This window comes from Nocardiopsis coralli (assembly GCF_014892575.1).
In the GTDB taxonomy this organism is placed as follows: Bacteria; Actinomycetota; Actinomycetes; order Streptosporangiales; family Streptosporangiaceae; genus Nocardiopsis; species Nocardiopsis coralli.
Window position 1 is genome coordinate 20,467 of record NZ_JADBGI010000004.1, and the last position, 19,070, is coordinate 39,536.

Genomic DNA, 19,070 nt, shown 5'->3' on the forward strand with positions numbered 1-19,070 from the left:
CGCCCTCGTGCCTAACGCGCGGCCGTGTCGTCCTCGACGTGGAGGTCCACACCCTGCGGGTTCTTCACCAGGGAGACGGCCGTGCCCGAGATCAGGCACAGCACGACGATGTAGACACCGATGGTCCACGAGGCGCCGAACGAGGTCAGCAGCAGTTCGGCGATCGTGGCCGCGAACGCACCGCCGAGGATCGCACCCAACGCGTAGCCGATGGACACACCGGAGTAGCGGATCTCGGCGGGGAACATCTCCGCGTACAGCGCCGACTGGGGCCCGTAGCTCAGTCCGAGGGTCAGGCAGAACACGAACACCCCGACGAAGTACCAGAGCACGTCGGCGGTGTCGATCATGAACCACATCGGCACGGCCCAGACCGCGAGGATGACGTAGCCGACCTGGAAGGTGCGCACCCTGCCGAGCTTGTCGCTGACCCACCCGCCGTACATGGTCGAGATGAGCCAGCCGAACGAGGCGAGGGTGGTCGCCAGGAGCACCGTCTCGCGGTCCATGCCCAGACCGAACTCCTCCGCCGGGCGTGAGGCGTAGGTGGCCAGGAAGGCGATGACGAGGTAACCGGCGGCGTTGTTGGCCACGAAGATCAGCGCGGCGAGCACGACCTCCTTGGTGTTCTTGCGGAAGAGGCGACCCAGGGGAGCGGAGGACTTGGCCCGGCGCCGCTGCATCAGCTCGAAGACCGGGGACTCCTCGACCGTTCGCCGGATGAGGTGGCCGACCACGATCAGGACGAACGACAGCAGGAACGGGATGCGCCAACCCCATTCCATGAACGCGTCGGTGCCGATGGCCGCGGTGATCGCCCAGACCACGAAGGTCGCGAGGATCATGCCGCAGGGCACGCCGATCTGCGGGTAGGCGCCGAAGAGCCCGCGCTTGTGCACGGGGGCGTGCTCGACCGACATCAGCGCGGCGCCGCCCCACTCCCCTCCGGCGGAGAAGCCCTGCACCACGCGCAGGAAGATCAGCAGCACCGGCGCGGCCACGCCGATCTGCGCGTAGGTGGGGAGCAGTCCGATGAGGAAGGTCGCCACACCCATCATCACCAGGGTGAGCACGAGGATCCTCTTGCGGCCGAAGCGGTCGCCGAGGTGTCCGGCCACGATCGCGCCCAGGGGGCGGAAGAGGAAGGAGATGCCGATGGTGGCGAAGGCCAGCACCTGCGCCACGACGGGGTTGGCGTCGGCGAGGGGTGACAGGAAGAGCGGGGACAGGACCAGGCCCGCCGCCTGGGCGTAGATGAAGAAGTCGTACCACTCGATGGTCGTGCCGACCATGGTCCCGGCGAGGACCTTGCGCCGTTCCCGGGGTTCGAGCGTCCCGTCCGGGCGGGAGGCGGGTGGGTCGGAAGGTGCCATGGGTGCTCCGTAGGTTCTCGCGCCGGCCCAGGGGGAGGGCCGAACAGAACGACGAATCAGTGCGATCCGGTGATCCAACGCACACCATGACATGTGACCCACAGCACTCCAACCACTGGGGGCACCTATTTCCTGTTCGCCGCGTATGTCCTGAACGAACGGTCGGTCTGCGCGGGTCGGCCGGGAACCGCGCGGGGGTGGGCCGCACCGGAGGTCGATAACCTGCGCACGCAGCATCCCCCGACCCAAGGACCCCAGGTGCACCCCGACGAGTCGGCCCGAACGGGCCACGGCCCCCGCCATCACACGCGGAACCTGGAGAACCGCCCCGAGGACCTCGGTCTTCCGGGCGGGATCGCGGCAACCCTCTGTGCTGTGGGCCTCGTCTACGTGCGACGCCTGTGGCCACTGCTCGTGTCGATCACGGTGCCCCTGGCGTTTGCGGCCCCGCCGGCTGCGCTGCTCCTGTCCTTTCCCGGGCACGTCATCGCCAACGGCTTGCCCGTGCTCCTCGACGATCCGGACGCGTGGCGCATCGTGGCCCGCGGTGTTCTGACGGTCGCGGCCCTGGCTGGGGCCGCCGTCGGCCTGGGCGCGGCGGTCACACTCGGAAGCGCCGCGCTCATGGGGCGGGACGTCCCGGTGGCTGCGGCCTGGCGCATCGGCCTGCGGCGTCTGCGCACACTCGTCGTGTGGACCGCCGGGACCGGCGCCCTGACCGCCGCCACGCTGTGGACGGGGATGGTGAGGTTCACCGAGAGCGACATCCCGCCACCGTTCGCCATGCTCGTACTCCTGCCGCCCTACCTCCTACTCATGGCGGTGTGGTGTGTCGCGCTGTCCGCCGCGCTCTTGGAGGGGCGAGGGCTGGTGGACGCCGTGCGTCGGGCCTGGGAACTGGGCACCACGCGCCGCACCAGCCACGCGGTGCTCACGTCGGCCTGCGTCGCCACCGCTGTGCTGGCCGTCACCGGGACCGAGATCGCCGTCGGGGCCATCGTGGGCTCCGGCGGCGACCAGCTCCTGGCTCTGGCGGCCCGCGGAGCACTCCTGACCCTCGCCGTCCCGCTCGTACTCCTGCTGCTGTGTGCCCCGGGTGTGCACGCGAGCCCGGACTCACCCTGGTACCTCGACCTGGCACGCGTGGACCGGCGCCTAACGGCCGCAGGAAACACGGTGTGGCCCGTCCCGCGCGCGACAGTGCCGGTGTTGGCCGTTGCCGTGGCCCTTCCGACCGTAGCCCCGCCCCTGGCCACAGCGCTGTCGCCGAACATCACGCCCCAACTGGTCTCGGAGCCGTTGGACCTCGACGGGGCAGACGCCGGCCAGATGACCATCTCCGAGGACGGGACCACGGTGCACTTCGGCGACGACCTGGACACGGCCGAGCTGCGGGAGACCCACGGTGTGGCCGACCAGTACCGCAGCGCCCCCGCACCTCTGGAGAACGGGGTGGTCGTGACGACCTACGTCGACCCACACCACCGCATGGAGGAAGAAGGACCCGACCATCTCGACGGTCTGCGTGCCCACGTGTGCGAGGACGCCGCCTGCACCGACCCCCGGGAAGTGGATCTGGATGAAGAGCTCGAACAGACGGACAGGTTCCACAGGGACGAACACGCACGGGGGGGACATGGGGCTGGACGTGGCTGCCTCACCCGACGGTGGCTTTTCCGTGACGGTGCAGGAACCGGACTCCGGATCCTTCACCTTGATCCACTGTGCCGACACCGCCTGCTCGGACCCGGTGACCACTGAGCTGACCCGGCAGATCAACGCCTCCACCGACGCCGACACCCCGATCGAGGTGACCGGCTCCAGTATCGAGTACCGGCCGGACGGAACCCCGGTCATCGCCCACACCGACGCCCAACAGAGCGGCACTCACCTCGTCGACTGCCACGACGCCGCCTGTACCGAGTCGACCTCCCGTGTGCTCACCGGTAGCCCCTACGCCTGGACCACCACGCACGCCCCACCGGGTCTGGCGATCGACTCGCAGGGCGTGCCACACGTGGCCACGGCCGACCTGGACGCCTGGAAGCTGGTTCTGGTCTCTTGCCTCGACCTCACATGCTCCGAACACACCACGGTGCCTCTGAGCGGGTTCGGTGAACAGCCCAGGACGATCTTGCTGGGTCTGGACGGGCAGGACCGCCCGCGCCTGGTGTGGGGACCTTCGCCGGGAGAGGAGGGCCTGTGGCACACCGGTCGCGGCCCCGACGGCGAGTATCTGTGGTGCACCGAGCCCCGGTGCGGAGCTCCGGGTTCCGATCAGGGCTCCGCACCCTGATTCGGCCTCCGGGCCCACGGGCAGGGCAGGTCCGAGCCCGATTCGTCCCGCTCGCGGGGCCGAACCCGATCGGAGCTCCGGAAGAACATCGCCAGAATTGGGGGATCAGCGATGGCACTGACCACGGTGCGCGAAGTCATGACACCGGATCCGCGCTGCATCGGCACGGACGACTCGCTCCAGAAGGCGGCGGAGCTCATGGCCGGCGACGGGGTGGGCGCCCTTCCGATCTGCGGCCAGGACGGTCGGCTCAAGGGGGTGCTGACCGACCGGGACATCGTCGTGCGCGGACTCGCCGGGGGCAAGGAGCTCGCCGACCCGGCGGGCAGCCTCAACCAGGGGGAAGCGGTCACCGCGGGCGCCGACGACCCGGTCGACGTCGTACTGAACACCATGGTCGACAAGGGGGTCAAGCGCCTTCCGGTCATCGACGGCACGGAGCTGGTCGGGATGGTCACCGTCGCCGACATCGCCACGGCCCTGCCCAACCCGGCGGTCGGTGACCTCGTCGAGGTCCTGAGCGTGGACTGAAAGCCCCGTTTCCGTGGCGTCATGCGGTCATGGCGCCATGTCGACACGGTGACATGCAGGACGCCACGGCGACACGGCGCCGGGTCAGAGGGCCTCCTCGACGTCGGCGACGGTCGTGACCTCCGGGAACTGGGTCAGCCACCACGTGGCGCCGGCGTCCCGGAACGGGGCGGCGTCCTGCCCGGGCGGGCCGCCGACGGCGACCTCGTACCCGTCCAGTCCGCCGCGGTGTTCGGAGACCGACGCGAGCATCTCCCACAACCCGTCGGGGTCGGTCTCCGGGCACAGCCCCTCGTACCGCGCAGCACGGCGCAGGGGTGCGGCGCTGGTCGACTGAGCGGCCACCCACACCGGGATGCGGGGGCGCTGAACCGGGCGCGGCAGGAACCGGAGCCCGTCAACCCGGTAGTGCGTGCCCTCGTGGTGGACCTCCTCGCCGGTCCACAGGCGGCAGATCACGTCGAGGGCCTCGTCGAGCATGCCCGCCCGCTCGCGCGCACCGGTCGTCTCGCCCAGGCGCGAGAACTCACCGCCGGTGTCCCCGCCGAGCCCCGCCCCGAGCACGAAGCGTCCCCCGCTGAGGTGGTCCAGGGCCACGGCCTGCCGGGCGACCATCTCCGGCCTGCGCCGGGAGAGCGGGGTGACGCGCGTTCCCAGCACGACACGTTCGGTGCGGGAGGCCATCGCGGCGAGCGCGATCCACGGGTCGCACACCGGCAGGCCCGGGTTGAGCGGGCGCGCCACGTGGTCCCACAGGAACACCCCGTCGTAGCCGGCGTTCTCGGCGCGTACGGCCAGCTCGGCGAGGACGGCGGGGTCGGACAGCTCCCCGAACGGCGGCAGGTACAGACCGTGGCGCATCACAGCAGTCCCTTCAGATAGGCACCGGTCCGGCTCTCGGGCGCGGCGGCGACGTGGGCCGGTGTGCCCTCCGCGACGACCCGACCACCGGCCGCGCCCCCGTCGGGGCCGAGGTCGATCACGTGGTCGGCCACCGAGACCACCCGCATGTCGTGCTCGGCGGCAACGACGGTCGCCCCGGCGTCGATGAGGTCCTGCAGGCGGAGCATGAGCACGTCGGTGTCGTGAGGGTGCAGTCCGGAGGTGGGTTCGTCCAGCAGGTACACGGTGTCGGCGACACGGCGGCGCTGCAGTTCGGTGGCGAGCTTGATGCGCTGGGCCTCCCCGCCGGAGAGCTCCGTGGCGGGCTGCCCCAGCCGCAGGTAACCGAGGCCGACGGCGTTCAGGGTGTCGAGGGAGCGCCGGACCGCGGGAACGTCGTCGAAGAAGGCGAGCGCGTCCTCCACCGACAGGTCGAGGACGTCGGCGATGGTGCGCCCGCGATAAGCCACCCGCAGCGTGTCCGGGTTGTAGCGGGACCCTCCGCAGGTCGGACAGGGCGCGTAGGTCGTCGGCAGGAAGAGCAGCTCCACCGAGACGAACCCTTCGCCCTCGCAGGTGGGGCAGCGGCCGCCGGTGACGTTGAAGGAGAACCGTCCGGGCCCGTACCCGTGTTCGCGGGCCGTGTCGGTGGCGGCGAACAACTTGCGCACGGTGTCGAACAGCCCGGTGTAGGTGGCCAGGTTGGAGCGGGGCGTGCGCCCGATGGGCTGCTGGTCGACCCACACCGCCCGGCCCCGTTCGGCGGCGCGCTCGGCGACCCCGGTGAGCAGGCTGGACTTCCCCGCCCCGGACACCCCGGTCACGGCGGTCAGCACACCCAGGGGGACGTCCACGTCGAGACCGCGGAGGTTGTTGCGTTCCAGCCCGCGCACCTCCAGCTGCCCGGACGGGGTGTGGGGACGGCGTTCGGGGACCCGGTGCTCGAACAGGTACCGCCGGGTCTGCGAACCCTCGACCCCGGCGAGCCCGTCGACGGGGCCGCTGTAGAGCACGTGTCCGCCGTTCTCGCCGGCGCCCGGCCCCACGTCCACGACCCAGTCGGCGCCGCGAACCACGTCCAGGTCGTGCTCGACGAAACAGACGGTGTTGCCGCCGTCGCGCAATCGACGCAGGATCCCGGACAGCGCCTCGCAATCGGCCGGGTGCAGGCCCGCGGAGGGTTCGTCGAGCACGTAGACCACCCCGAACAGGGCGGTGCGCAGCTGCGTGGCCAGACGGATGCGCTGCATCTCGCCGCTGGAGAGCGTGGGCGCGGGCCGGTCGGTGCTCAGGTAACCGAGGCCGAGCTCGGCCAGGACCTCGACGCGCCCCACGATGTCCTCGGCCAGGGTGGACGCCGCCCCCTCCGTTCCCAGCCAGGGGCGCAGGAGGTCGGCCAGCGCGGTCAGCGGCAGGGCGGCCGCCTCGGTGACCGTGTGCCCGGCGAACGTGACCCGCAGGGCCTCGCGCCGCAGCCGGTGCCCGCCGCACTCGGGGCAGACCCGGTCGACCATGTACCGCTCCGCGCGCTTGCGCCGGGACTCGCTCGCCGAACCCGCGAACGCCTTGAGCACCAGGCGCCGGGCGCTGCTGTACTGCCCCTGGTACGGGCGGTGGATCCGGCCCGGGTCGCGCACGGGGTGCACCGTGACGACCGGCTGTTCCTCGGTGAACAGGATCCAGTCGCGTTCGGCCTGCGGGAGCTCGCTCCAGGGCCGGTGCACGTCGTACCCGAGGGTGTCGAGCACATCGCGCAGGTTCTTGCTCTGCCACGCGCCCGGCCAGGCGGCGATCGCACCCTCGGCGATGCTCGACGAGGGGTCGGGGACGAGGGAGTCCTCGGTGACCTCGTGCTCCACCCCCTCCCCGTGGCACACCGGGCAGGCGCCCACGGCGGTGTTCGGGGAGAAGGAGTCGGAGTCCAGGCGCTCGGCCCCGGGCGGATAGTGGCCGGCCCGCGAGAACAGCATGCGCAGCGAGTTGGACACCATCGTGAGCGTGCCGACGGTGGACCGCCCCGACGGCGCCGAACGGGCCTGCGCCAGTGCGACGGCCGGCGGCAGGCCGGTGATGTCGTCGACCTCCGGAGCGGGCAGCTGCTGGAGCAGGCGCCGGGCGTAGGGGGCGACCGACTCCATGTACCGGTGCTGCGCCTCCGCGAAGAGGGTCCCGAACGCCAACGACGACTTCCCGGAACCGGAGACCCCGGTGAAGGCCACGAGGGCGTCGCGCGGCACGGAGACGTGGACGTCGCGGAGGTTGTGGATCCGCGCGCCGCGCACGTGGATGCGGCCGTCGGTGGGGTCCATGGCCAGGGTTCTGCCCTCCCGGGGCTCTATGTGTTGTCGATGCGGGGTCGTGGTTCCGCAAACACGTGGCCCCGGAGGTCGACAGGCCGTTTCGGTGACCTGTCGACAAGGCGTCCCCTCGACATGGTGATCAGGCCATGAGGGGCAGGCGTTTGGTCAGGCGGGTGACCGCGTTGCGGGGTCCGAACAGGGCCACACCCACGTGGGCGACGTCCTCGGCGGGGGTCCGGGCGAGGGCCTCGGTGTAGGCCTCGTAGGTGCGGGACCTGCGCGCCACCTCGTTGAAGCCCACGACCACGACATCCTTACGGGCGGCCGCCTTGGCGTGCAACTCACCGAGACGGTCGGCGCTCGCGGTGAGTGTAGGCACCGGGTGCGGGTTGAGCCCGGCATGCACACCCCCGGAGGCGTCCTCGGAGTCCCCGGCGACGGAGCCCTCCAGGCGCCCACCCAGGGCGAGCCCGAGGACCGCGGCGGCGTTGGCAGCCAGTGCCGGGGACAGGTCCTCCTGGAGCGCGATGACAAGCTTGCGGTCGGACACAGTGACCTCACAGATGCGGATGATCGGCGTTACGGTCAATACACTAGACATACGCCCGGATTCAGAGCCAGAGATCTGAACATCATTCGGAAGATCGAGGTGAGGCGGCCGATGGACGAACTCGATACGGCGATCGTGCGCGAACTCCAAACGGATGCGCGGCAGACCAACCGGGAGCTCGCGCGCAGGGTGGGGATCGCCCCGTCGACCTGCCTGGAGCGCGTGCGCGCGCTGCACGAGCGAGGGGTCCTGCGGGGGTACCACGCCGAGATCGACCCGCGCGCGCTCAACCGGGGCGTCGAGGCCTTCGTCAGCACCCGTCTGCGGCCGCTGAGCCGTCCGGTGATCGACGGGTTCCGCAAGGCCCTCATCGACCTGCCCGAGGTACTGGCGGTGTACGTGGTCGCCGGCGACGACGACTTCCTCGTGCACGTGGCCGTGCAGGACCTCGACCACCTGCACGCGTTCCTCATCGACCGGCTGAGCCGCCGCAAGGAGGTCGTGGGGTTCCGGAGCCAGATCATCTACGCCAGCGACCACAAGCACGTGCGCGACCGGCTCCCCGACGTGTGAGGCGGCCGGCCTCGCCCACCCAAAGTCAATTAAACAAGCAGGAAAACAAGGAAGTGAGCCCGTGCCTGCACGGCGACCTGTCGACACGTCGACAGGTCCGCAGGTCACCAATGGGACAGGCCGCAACCGAGGCCTTGCCGACCCGGGGCTCCGCGTGCTGAGATCCAGGGGAACCACCACCGGGAGGCACCGTGGACACGACCGACGAACTCCTCGCCCTGGAACACGAAGGATGGCGCTCCCTGTGCGAGGGCACGGGCGACACCTTCTACGGCGAGCTCATGACCGAGGACGGCGCCATGGTCCTGGCCGACGGATCGGTGTTCGACCGGGACGCCGTCATCGCCTCGCTCGACCAGGCACCGACGTGGGACACCTACGAGCTCACCGGCGTCCGCCGCATCGACACCGGACCGGACTCCGCGGCGCTCGTCTACACGGGCCGCGCTCACAGGGGGGACGAGCCGCCGTTCGAGGCCCGCATGGCCAGCACGTACCGCTACACCGGCGGCCGGTGGCGCCTCGCGCTCTACCAGCAGACACCCCTGCCCTGACGCACCTGTGGCGCACGGGCACAAAAAAAGACCCCCCGAAGGGGGTCTTTTCGCTGGTGGGCGTACCAGGACTTGAACCTGGGGCCTCATCCTTATCAGGGATGCGCTCTAACCGACTGAGCTATACGCCCGCGTTCCGAGTGGAACTCTACCGCATCCGGAAGACCGGAGCGAACCGGATCCCGGACGAGGAAGGCGGAGGGACACGGAGCCCGCGTCCTTCTCCACCTCCCATTTTATCGCCCTTCGGGAGTGCTCGGACCAACCGGCGGCCGAGCCCCTCCGGCGCCGGCTACTCGGCCTCGGACAGGGTGATGTCGACGCCGCCCACCAGGTCCGCGACCAGGTTGTACAGCATGGCGCCCACCGTGGACAGCGCGGTGAGCAGCACGATGTTGAGGGCACCGACCACACCGGTGTAACCGAGCACCCGGCCGGGGGAGAACCATGCGGCGGGGTTCAGCCCGAGCTCGTCCTCGCCCCCGTCGCCCTCCAGCAGCGCCGTGATCATCGCCGTGAGCTCGTCGAAGACGCCGAGCACCGACAGCGTCGCGTAGATGACCGCGACCGCCACGAACAGGATGATGAAGCAGACCAGCGAGACGACGAAGCTGAACTTCATCACCGACCACGGCTCCACCCGGGAGACCGTCAGGTGCGCCTTGCGGCTGGACATCGTCGCCTTCACCGCGGTGGGGCCCTCCGGGACCGAGGAGGTGTCGGTCGCCTCCGCGCCGCCGCTCTCCCCGCTCTCGGCCGAGGAACCGGTCTCCGAAGAAGCGGTCTCCGCGGTGGACCCGCCCGCGTCCTTCTCAACAGCCGTGTCGACACCGTCCGCGTCGGAGTCGTTCGAGGTGGAGTTCCGCTCGTTGTCAGACATAGAAACGTTACCGCTGGACTTTCGTTGAGAACGGTGGTGGCGCCGTGGTTACCCGTGGGCCCTGGGATCCGGGGCCCACGGGAACCGAAATACATCGGGACGTACCGCGCAGTCTAGGCCTCGGCGTCCGGCGTGTCGTCGACCTCGGACCCCTCCGTGTCGGCCTCCTCGGCCTCGGCCTCGCCCGCGGCCTCGGCGTTGCGCGCCACGGCGATGATCTTGTTGCCGTTGTCGAGGTTCATCAGGCGCACACCCATGGTGGTGCGGCCGGACTGCTTGATCTCGTCCACGCCGGTACGGATGACCCCGCCGATGGAGGTGATCGCGAAGATCTCGTCCTCCTCGGGGTCGACCGTCATGGCCCCGACGATCTCGCCGCGGGCCTCGACGACCTTGGCGGTCAGCACACCCTTGCCGCCCCGGTTCTGCACCGGGTACTGGTCGGAGGGCGTGCGCTTGGCGTAACCGTTCTCGGTGGTGACCAGGATGTCGGTGGCACCGTCGCCGGGCCGGATCACGTCCATGGACAGCAGGTGGCCGCCCTCGAGGAACCGCATACCGATCACACCGCTGGTCGCCCGGCCCATGGGACGCAGCGACTCGTCCGAGGCCGGGAACCGGATCGCCTGCGCGTCGCTGGAGATCAGCAGCAGGTCGTCCTCGGAGAAGACCAGGCGGGCGGCGATGAGCTCGTCGTCCTCACGCAGGTTGATCGCGATGATGCCGGCCGAACGGGCGGAGTCGAAGTCGCCCAGGCGGGACTTCTTGACCAGGCCGGCCCGGGTCGCCAGCACCAGGTACGGGGCGGCCTCGTAGTCGCGCAGCGCCATGATCTGCGCGATCTCCTCGTCCGGCTGGAACGGGAGCAGGTTCGCCACGTGCTGGCCGCGGGCGTCGCGTGCGGCCTCGGGCAGCTCGTAGGCCTTCATCCGGTAGACCCGCCCCTGGTTCGTGAAGCAGAGGATCCAGTGGTGGGTCGTGGTGACGAAGAAGTGCTGGACGATGTCGTCCTGCTTGAGCTGGGCACCGCGCACGCCCTTGCCGCCGCGCTTCTGGGCGCGGTAGCTGTCGACGCGGGTGCGCTTGGCGTACCCACCGCGGGAGATCGTGACGACCACGTCCTCCTCCGCGATGAAGTCCTCCATGCGCATGTCGCCCTCGAAGGGGATGATGTGCGTGCGCCGCTCGTTGCCGTACTTCTCGACGATCTCGCCGAGCTCGGAGCGGATGATCGAGCGCTGGCGCACGTCCGACCCGAGGATGTCGTTGTAGTCGGCGATCTGCGCCATGAGCTCGTCGTACTCGGACGTGAGCTGGTTGCGCTCCAGGGCGGCGAGCTTGCGCAACTGCATGTCGAGGATCGCGCGCGCCTGCACGTCGTCGATCTCGAGCAGCTCCATGAGACCCGTACGGGCGTCGTCGGCGGAGGCGCTGCCGCGGATGAGGTTGATGACCTCGTCGATGCGGTCCATCGCGCGCAGGAGCGCACGCAGGATGTGGGCCCGCTCCTCGGCCTTGCGCAGCAGGTACTGCGTGCGGCGGACGATGACCTCGACCTGGTGCTTGACCCAGTGGCGGATCATCTGGTCCAGGCGCAGGGTGCGCGGTACACCGTCGACCAGCGCGAGCATGTTCGCGCCGAACGTCTCCTGCAGCTGCGTGTGCTTGTACAGGTTGTTGAGCACGACCTTGGCGACCGCGTCGCGCTTGAGCACCACGACCAGGCGCTGCCCGGTGCGGCCGCTGCTCTCGTCCCGCACGTCGGCGATGCCGCTGATCTTGCCGTCCTTGACCAGGTCGGCGATCTTCAGCGCGAGGTTGTCCGGGTTGACCTGGTAGGGCAGCTCGGTGACGACGAGGATCTGGCGCCCGCGGCTGTCCTCCTCGACCTCGACGACCGCGCGCATCGTGATGGAACCGCGCCCGGTGCGGTAGGCCTCCTCGATCCCGCGGCGGCCCACGATGAGGCCGCGGGTGGGGAAGTCGGGGCCCTTCACCCGCGCGATGAGCGCCTCGAGGAGCTCCTCGTCGTCGGTCTCCGGGTTGTCGAGGTACCAGTTGACGCCCTCGGCGACCTCGCGCAGGTTGTGCGGCGGGATGTTGGTGGCCATACCGACCGCGATGCCCGACGAGCCGTTCACCAGCAGGTTCGGGAAGCGGGCCGGGAGGACCACGGGCTCCTGGGAGCGGCCGTCGTAGTTGGGCCGGAAATCGACGGTCTCCTTGTCGATGTCCCGGAGCATCTCCATCGCCAGCGGCGCGAGCTTGGACTCGGTGTAACGCATCGCGGCGGCCGGGTCGTTGCCGGGCGAACCGAAGTTGCCGTTGGGGTCGACCAGCGGCATGCGCATCGACCACCACTGGGCCAGGCGGACCAGGGTGTCGTAGATGGCGCTGTCGCCGTGCGGGTGGTAGTTACCCATGACGTCGCCGACGACGCGGGCACACTTGAAGTACCCGCGGTCGGGTCGGTACCCGCCGTCGTACATGGCGTAGAGCACGCGCTGGTGGACCGGCTTGAGGCCGTCACGCACATCGGGCAGGGCACGGCCGACGATGACCGACATCGCGTAGTCGAGGTAGCTGCGCTGCATCTCGACCTGGATGTCGACTGGTTCGATCCGGTCGTGCTCGCCCGTGGGAGCGTCCGGGTTGTTCGCATCCGCCACGGATGTCGATCCCTTCTTCGAGGAGTCGTGGAGCTGGGTTCCGCCGGGTCAGATGTCCAGGAAACGGACGTCCTTGGCGTTGCGCTGGATGAAGGAGCGCCGGGACTCGACGTCCTCGCCCATGAGCACGCTGAACATCTCGTCGGCCTGAGCGGCGTCGTCCAAGCTGACCTGGGCCAGAACCCGCCGTGCCGGGTCCATCGTGGTGTCCCACAGTTCGTTGGCGTTCATCTCGCCGAGGCCCTTGAACCGCTGGACCAGGTCGCGGGGGCGCGGGTCCCGCTTGCCCTGCGCGATACCGGCCTCGATGGCGCGGTCGCGCCCGGCGTCGGAGAACGCGTAGTCGGCGTCGGAGCCGCGCTGGTCCCACTTGATCTTGTAGAGCGGCGGCATGGCGAGGTAGACGTTGCCGGCCTCGACCAGGGGCTTCATGAAGCGGAACAGCAGGGTGAGCAGCAGGGTGCGGATGTGCTGGCCGTCGACGTCGGCGTCGGCCATGAGGATGATCTTGTGGTACCGCAGCTTGCTCGCGTCGAAGTCCTCGTGGATCCCGGTGCCCAGGGCGGTGATGATCGCCTGGACCTCGTTGTTCTTGAGGATCCGGTCGATGCGCGACTTCTCCACGTTCAGGATCTTGCCTCGGATCGGCAGGATCGCCTGGTGGTGCGGGTCGCGGCCACCCTTCGCGGAACCGCCCGCCGAGTCGCCCTCGACGATGTAGACCTCGCACTCCTCCGGGTTGGTGGACTGGCAGTCCGACAGCTTGCCCGGAAGGGACGTGGTCTCGAGGAGGGTCTTGCGGCGGGTGAGGTCGCGCGCCTGGCGCGCGGCCACGCGGGCGCGCGCGGCCTGGCTGGCCTTGGAGACGATGTCCTTGGCCTCGCCGGGGTTGCGCTCGAGCCAGTCGCGCAGGTGCTCGTTGGTGACCTTCTGGACGAAGGACTTGGCCTCGGTGTTGCCGAGCTTGGTCTTGGTCTGCCCCTCGAACTGGGGGTCGGCCAGCTTGACCGAGATGATCGCGGTCAGACCCTCGCGGATGTCGTCACCGGTGAGGTTGTCGTCCTTGTCGCGCAGCAGCTTCTGATCGCGCGCGTACCGGTTGATCAGCGCGGTGAGCGCGGTGCGGAACCCTTCCTCGTGCGTGCCGCCCTCCGCCGTGTTGATCGTGTTGGCGAAGGTGTGCACCGACGAGGTGTAGGACTGGTTCCACTGCATGGCGATCTCGACCGAGATGCCGTCGCCGTCCTCCTCGAAGGAGATGATCGACGCGTGCGCCGGCTCCTTCTTGGAGTTGATGTAGTCGACGTAGTCCGAGAGGCCGTTCTCGTAGTGGTACGTGTTGACCACGGGGCCGTCGTCCACGAAATCGGGGCGCTCGTCGCGGATGGAGATGGACAGCCCCTTGTTGAGGAAGGCCATCTCCTGCATCCGACGGGAGAGCGTCTCGTAGGAGAACGTGGTCGTCTCGAAGATGCCCGCGTCCGGCCAGAAGGTGATCTGGGTACCGGTGCGCGTGGCCTCCTCACCCCGGACGAGGTCGCCGGTCGGGCGCGTCATCTCGTAGTGCTGGCGCCAGATGTGGCCGTCCCGGTGGATCTCCACGTCGAGGGAGGACGACAGCGCGTTGACGACGGAGACACCGACACCGTGCAGACCGCCGGAGACCGCGTAGGACTTGTCGTCGAACTTGCCGCCGGCGTGCAGCGTCGTGAGGACGAGTTCGACCGCGGGTCGTTTCTCCACGGGGTGGAGGTCGGTGGGGATGCCTCGGCCGTTGTCGGCGACGCGCACGCCGCCGTCGGCGAGCAGCGTCACCTCGATGGCGTCGGCGTGGCCCGCCATCGCCTCGTCGACGGAGTTGTCGACCACCTCGTAGACCAGGTGGTGCAGGCCCCGCTCTCCGGTGGAACCGATGTACATCCCGGGGCGCTTGCGTACTGCCTCAAGCCCCTCGAGGACAGTGATTGATCGAGCGTCGTAGGCCAAGTGGGAACACCCTCCTGCTGGGGACACCCGTCCACCGGTACGGAGGAGGCGACGGGTGGGCCCGCGGCAGGGCTGCCCGCAGGGACCGACTCACCTCGGCACCTGGGGATCAGCGCTCGCCGTACGGGCCGTCCGTCCACCCTCTGCTTGGGGCGTGGTACCGGCTTGGGGGCGTCTGAAGAACCGGCTCCATGATACCTCGCGTGGTGCGACAAAGTGGCATTGGCGGCCCTGTGCCGCCTCACAACGAATTTTCAGCGAGGGACGCGAGCCCCCTCACGCGGAACGGGCCCTCCGAGAGCCGGTGACGCCTTCAGCGGCCTTGAGGGCACAAGTGACCGGCAACACTCCACCGAACCCGCTTCACGGGCGCCCCCGAAGGCTCACGCATCACGGGAGAACCAGTCTTTCACCCCTGTGACCTGCTGAAACATCGGAACGCGACAGAAGGCGCGTCCTGCGCCACAGGGGTCAACGGCGGCGCGAACCGGGCCCTCGGACCTTGATGGCCAGGACGGTGCCGTCACCCAGCTCCTCGTTGAGCTTCTTCATCAAGGGCCGCACCATCGTTCGCGCCTGGGCCGCCATGGTCGGTGAATCGGCCACGACGACCAGCTCGCCCTCCGAAAAACTCTCCGGCTGGAGCCGACTGGCGTTGAACTCACCCACGATGTCGGACCACCGCCCGAAGACCCCTCCGATGGCCACCTGCTCCTGCCATCCGTGTTCGATCAGCCACGTACGGACCGCGTCGCCGAACATCTGGGGCTCGTCGCGTGACCGCAATCGGCCACGGCGGCGATGGCGGCGGGGGGCACGCGTGTCGCCCCCGCGCTCACGCGCCTGGGCTCGGGCCCGCGCCAGGGCCTGGCGGGCCAGGTCGGCACCGGAGGCCTGCGGCGCCTCGTCCGCGGGGGAGGGGGCATCCACAGGTTGTGGATGCCCTTGCGCCGCACCGGACCCGGGGCCTTGTGGGCGGCCGGGGCCGTCCACAGGCTGTGGAAGGAACTCATCCATCACCGACGCCCCCGTCGCGCACCACGAAACGGGCGCCGTCGAGCTCCTTGGGGATGTCGTCCTCGACGGCAGCGGTCACCAACACCTGCTCGGCGTCGCGCACCCGTTCCGCCAGTCTCCGGCGGCGTTCGGCGTCCAGCTCGGCGAACACGTCGTCCAGGATCAGCACCGGGTCGTCGCTCTCCTCGCGCAACAGCCCGAAGGCCGACAGTTTCAGCGACAGCGCGAACGACCAGGACTCGCCCTGGCTCGCGTACCCCTTCGCCGGCAGCTCTCCCAGGCTCAGCACCAGATCGTCGCGGTGCGGGCCCACCAGGCTGACCCCGCGCTGCAGTTCACGGTCGCGGGCCTCGGCCATCGCCGACCGCAGCGCCGCAGTGAGGGCCTCGCGGTCGGGCGCGGGTTCCGGGGCGTCCGGGTCGATGGAGGAACGGTAGGCCAGCCGCGCGGGGCCGCCGGAGTCGGTGAGCCCGGCGTAGGCCTCCTCGACCAGCGGGCGCAGGTCGTCCACAAGGGACAGGCGGGCCGCGAGCAGCTCGGCACCGGTCTCGGCCAGATGGGCGTCCCACACCTCGAGGGTGCTCAGGTCCGGGGGTGCGCCCTTGCGGGAGAACATACGGCCCGACGCGGATTTCAGCAGGGCGTTGCGCTGCTTCAACACCCGCTCGTAGTCGGAACGCACCCCCGCCATGCGCGGGGCGCGCGAGACCAGGAGATCGTCCAGGAAGCGTCTGCGTTCGCCGGGGTCGCCCTTGACCAACGAGAGGTCCTCGGGGGCGAACAGGACGGTGCGCAGCGCGCCGAGCACCTCACGCGGGCGCTGGGCGGGGGACTGGTTGATGCGGGCCCGGTTGGCCTTGCCGGGGTTGAGCTCCAGGTCCACGACCATCGACCGCTCGTCCCGCACGATCTTGGTGCGGATGATCGCCCGCGGCGCGCCCTGGCGCACGAGCGGGGTGTCGGACGAGACCCGGTGGCTGCTGAGGGTCGCCACGTAACCGAGCGCCTCGATCAGGTTGGTCTTGCCCTGGCCGTTGGCGCCGACGAACACGGTGACCCCGGGCGAGAGTTCCAGGAGGGCCTCGCCGTAGGACCGGAAGTCGGCCAGTTGCAGGTGGGAGACGTACATCCGGCCTTCCTCCTCGGGGGTGGCATGAGAACGGGGTCGGGCCGGGGCGGATACGGACGTCGCCCCGGCCGGACGCGGCTCAGGCGGAGGGGGTGTCCTCGGCGGACTTGGTGACGGCGTGGCCGCCGAACTGGTTGCGCAGGGCCGCGACGACCTTCATGGCCGGGCTGTCGTCCTGGCGGGAGGCGAAGCGGGCGAAGAGCGCGGCGGTCATGGCCGGTGCCGGGACGGCGTGGTCGACCGCGGCCTGGACGGTCCAGCGGCCCTCGCCGGAGTCCTGGGCGTACCCGCGCAGCTCGGCCAGCTCGGGGTCCTCCTCCAGCGCACGCGCGAGCAGGTCCAGCAGCCAGGAGCGCACGACGGTGCCCTCACGCCAGCTCTCGAACGTGCCGGGGACGTCGTCGACGATCCCGGAGGCGGCCATGAGCTCGTACCCCTCGGCGAAGGACTGCATCATGCCGTACTCGATGCCGTTGTGGACCATCTTGACGAAGTGGCCGGCACCGACGGCACCCGCGTGCACGAAGCCGCCGCCGTCGTCGGGGGTGAGGGACTCGAAGACGGGACGGGCCGCCTCGACGTGCTCGGCGTCGCCGCCGACCATGATCCCGTAGCCGTTCTGGCGGCCCCAGACACCGCCGCTGACGCCGGCGTCGAGGTACCCGATGCCCTTGGCGGCGAGCGCGTCGGCGCGGGTCCGGTCGTCGACGTAGTGGGTGTTGCCGCCCTCGATGACGAGGTCGCCCTCGCCGAGCAGCTCACCGAGTTCGGCGACGGTCGCCGCGGTGGGGTCGCCGGCCGGGACCATCACCCACACCACACGCGGCGCTTCCAGGCGGGCGACCAGGGCCGCCAGGCTGTCGACGTCGCGCTGGTCGGAGGTGACGTCGTAACCGACGACCTCGTGGCCCTTCTCGCGCAGGCGGGCGGCCATGTTGCCGCCCATCTTGCCCAGGCCGATCATTCCGAGTCGCATGGGTCCTCCCAGCTGTGGACACGTGCGGACCACCGGCCACCGCGACAGGCGGCCGGTGGTGTCAGTCAATCGAACGGCTGCGGATCAGTTGGACAGGCGCACCGGCATGATCAGGTACCGGTACTCGGGGGCGGCGCCCTCCTCGACGGGCTTGCCGGTGAGGATCGCGGGCTTGGTCGAGGTGGTGAAGTTGAGCCGCGCCACGTCGCCGCCGATCGCCCCGAGGCCGTCCAGGAGGAAGCCGGAGTTGAAGGCGATCTGGATGTCGTCGCCGTCGAGCTCGGCCTCGAGCGTCTCCACGGCCTGGGCGTCCTCGCCGGTGCCGGCCTCGAGGGTCAGCGTGCCCTCGGAGAAGGCCAGGCGGAGCGGGGTGTTGCGCTCGGCGACCAGGGAGACGCGCTTGACGGCCTCGACGAACTCGGCCCGGTTGATCTCGGCGACCGAGTTGAAGCTGTCCGGCAGCAGGGCCCGGTACTTGGGGAACTCGCCGTCCAGGAGTCGGGTCGTGGTCCGGCGGCCGCCGCCCTCGAAGCCGATCATGCCGTCGCCGGTGTCGCCGCTGGCCAGGGCCACCGAGATCTCGGCGCCCGAGGTGAGCGACTTGGCGGTGTCGGCGAGGGTCTTGGCCGGGACCAGGGCGACCGCGGACAGCTCCGGGTTCTCCGGCTTCCAGGTCAGCTCGCGCACCGCCAGGCGGTAGCGGTCGGTGGAGGCCAGCGTGATGGTCTCGCCCTCGATCTCGACGCGCACACCGGTGAGCATCGGCAGGGTGTCGTCGCGGCCGGCGGCGACGGCGACCTGGCCGACGGCGGCGGCGAAGGCGTCACTGCCGACGGTCCCGCTCAGACCGGGCATCTCCGGGAGCGTGGGGTACTCGTCGACGGACATCGTGTTGATGGTGAACTTCGCGCTGCCGCAGGTGACCAGGGCCTTGGCGCCGTCGGTGGAGATCTCCACAGTCTGTGGAGGAAGGTTCCGGGTGATCTCGGAGAGCAGCTTGCCGGGCACAAGGACGCGGCCGGGTTCCTCGACATCGACGTCGATCACCGACTGGGTGGAGACCTCGTAGTCGAAACCGGACAGCCGTACGCGCTGGGTGCCCTCGGTGTCGTCGGTCTCGAGCAGGATGCCGACGAGCACCGGGACCGAGGGGCGCGTCGGGAGAGTGCGCGCGGTCCAGGCGACTGCGTCGGCCAGTACGTCGCGTTCGACCCGGAACTTCACTTGTCCGACTCACTTTCCGCACGACCGACGACGTCGGTCGAAGCCTTCACGTTGGCAGCTCGTGGGTGTCTGTGGGGGTGGCCGGGTCCTGCGCGTCGCCGGTGGATGTCCACAGTGTGTGGACCACCGG

Annotated in this window: 16 protein-coding genes and 1 tRNA gene; 5 read left to right on the plus strand and 12 right to left on the minus strand. The window is 69.9% G+C overall.

The genetic code is table 11. From position 1 onward, the window contains the following. Positions 1-11: 11 nt before the first annotated feature. Positions 12-1,373, minus strand: coding sequence for an MFS transporter (locus tag IDM40_RS05170; RefSeq protein WP_193120764.1), 1,362 nt, complete (start codon positions 1,371-1,373; stop codon positions 12-14). 375 nt (positions 1,374-1,748) lie between these two features. Here IDM40_RS05170 and IDM40_RS05175 point away from each other — a divergent pair, with 375 nt between their 5' ends. The 3 genes from IDM40_RS05175 (at position 1,749) to IDM40_RS05185 (ending at position 4,200) form a co-directional block, all read left to right on the plus strand. After that, complete coding sequence (locus IDM40_RS05175) at positions 1,749-3,134, plus strand: hypothetical protein (protein WP_193120765.1); 1,386 nt, start codon at positions 1,749-1,751, stop codon at positions 3,132-3,134. Further along, positions 3,124-3,669, plus strand: a complete 546-nt coding sequence (locus tag IDM40_RS05180; protein ID WP_193120766.1) for a hypothetical protein — start codon at positions 3,124-3,126, stop codon at positions 3,667-3,669. The genes IDM40_RS05175 and IDM40_RS05180 overlap by 11 nt, the downstream gene beginning before the upstream one ends. A gap of 111 nt (positions 3,670-3,780) precedes the next feature. Next, entirely contained in the window at positions 3,781-4,200 is a 420-nt protein-coding gene (locus IDM40_RS05185) for a CBS domain-containing protein (RefSeq protein WP_193120767.1), read from the plus strand. Between the two features lie 84 nt (positions 4,201-4,284). On the opposite strand, the gene IDM40_RS05190 is transcribed toward IDM40_RS05185, so the two are convergent. The 3 genes from IDM40_RS05190 to IDM40_RS05200 all read right to left on the minus strand — a co-directional run bounded on the left by IDM40_RS05190 (position 4,285) and on the right by IDM40_RS05200 (position 7,932). Beyond that, on the minus strand, positions 4,285-5,061 hold the full coding sequence (locus tag IDM40_RS05190; RefSeq protein ID WP_193120768.1) for an LLM class flavin-dependent oxidoreductase: 777 nt from the start codon (positions 5,059-5,061) through the stop codon (positions 4,285-4,287). Beyond that, positions 5,061-7,391, minus strand: coding sequence for an ATP-binding cassette domain-containing protein (locus tag IDM40_RS05195; RefSeq protein WP_193120769.1), 2,331 nt, complete (start codon positions 7,389-7,391; stop codon positions 5,061-5,063). The genes IDM40_RS05190 and IDM40_RS05195 overlap by 1 nt, the downstream gene beginning before the upstream one ends. Positions 7,392-7,521: 130 nt before the next feature. Continuing rightward, positions 7,522-7,932 carry a DUF2000 domain-containing protein gene (locus IDM40_RS05200; RefSeq protein ID WP_193120770.1) on the minus strand — a complete coding sequence of 137 codons (411 nt, stop codon included), beginning with the start codon at positions 7,930-7,932 and terminating at the stop codon, positions 7,522-7,524. Between the two features lie 111 nt (positions 7,933-8,043). On the opposite strand from IDM40_RS05200, the gene IDM40_RS05205 reads away from it, so the two are divergent. Beyond that, on the plus strand, positions 8,044-8,505 hold the full coding sequence (locus IDM40_RS05205; RefSeq protein ID WP_193120771.1) for an Lrp/AsnC family transcriptional regulator: 462 nt from the start codon (positions 8,044-8,046) through the stop codon (positions 8,503-8,505). Positions 8,506-8,696: 191 nt separating this feature from the next. Next, positions 8,697-9,059 carry a nuclear transport factor 2 family protein gene (locus tag IDM40_RS05210; protein ID WP_193120772.1) on the plus strand — a complete coding sequence of 121 codons (363 nt, stop codon included), beginning with the start codon at positions 8,697-8,699 and terminating at the stop codon, positions 9,057-9,059. A gap of 54 nt (positions 9,060-9,113) precedes the next feature. Here the strand turns inward: IDM40_RS05210 and IDM40_RS05215 are convergent. The 8 genes from IDM40_RS05215 to dnaN form a co-directional block, all read right to left on the minus strand. Beyond that, positions 9,114-9,190: transfer RNA gene (locus IDM40_RS05215), tRNA-Ile, on the minus strand. 161 nt (positions 9,191-9,351) lie between these two features. Next, complete coding sequence (locus IDM40_RS05220) at positions 9,352-9,939, minus strand: DUF3566 domain-containing protein (RefSeq protein ID WP_193120773.1); 588 nt, start codon at positions 9,937-9,939, stop codon at positions 9,352-9,354. A 113-nt stretch (positions 9,940-10,052) separates the two neighbouring features. Beyond that, positions 10,053-12,608, minus strand: coding sequence for a DNA gyrase subunit A (gyrA, locus tag IDM40_RS05225; RefSeq protein ID WP_193120774.1), 2,556 nt, complete (start codon positions 12,606-12,608; stop codon positions 10,053-10,055). Between the two features lie 48 nt (positions 12,609-12,656). Continuing rightward, positions 12,657-14,594 (minus strand): DNA topoisomerase (ATP-hydrolyzing) subunit B, encoded by a 1,938-nt coding sequence (gene gyrB, locus IDM40_RS05230; protein ID WP_193120775.1) that lies wholly within the window; start codon positions 14,592-14,594, stop codon positions 12,657-12,659. A 471-nt stretch (positions 14,595-15,065) separates the two neighbouring features. Continuing rightward, on the minus strand, positions 15,066-15,524 hold the full coding sequence (locus tag IDM40_RS05235; protein ID WP_328806944.1) for a DUF721 domain-containing protein: 459 nt from the start codon (positions 15,522-15,524) through the stop codon (positions 15,066-15,068). 79 nt (positions 15,525-15,603) lie between these two features. Then, a complete protein-coding gene (gene recF, locus IDM40_RS05240; protein WP_193120776.1) occupies positions 15,604-16,740 on the minus strand; it encodes a DNA replication/repair protein RecF in 1,137 nt (378 codons plus the stop codon). A 79-nt stretch (positions 16,741-16,819) separates the two neighbouring features. Continuing rightward, on the minus strand, positions 16,820-17,716 hold the full coding sequence (gene gnd / locus IDM40_RS05245) for a phosphogluconate dehydrogenase (NAD(+)-dependent, decarboxylating) (protein ID WP_193120777.1): 897 nt from the start codon (positions 17,714-17,716) through the stop codon (positions 16,820-16,822). Between the two features lie 84 nt (positions 17,717-17,800). Further along, on the minus strand, positions 17,801-18,940 hold the full coding sequence (dnaN, locus tag IDM40_RS05250; RefSeq protein ID WP_193120778.1) for a DNA polymerase III subunit beta: 1,140 nt from the start codon (positions 18,938-18,940) through the stop codon (positions 17,801-17,803). Between the last annotated feature and the right edge of the window lie 130 nt (positions 18,941-19,070).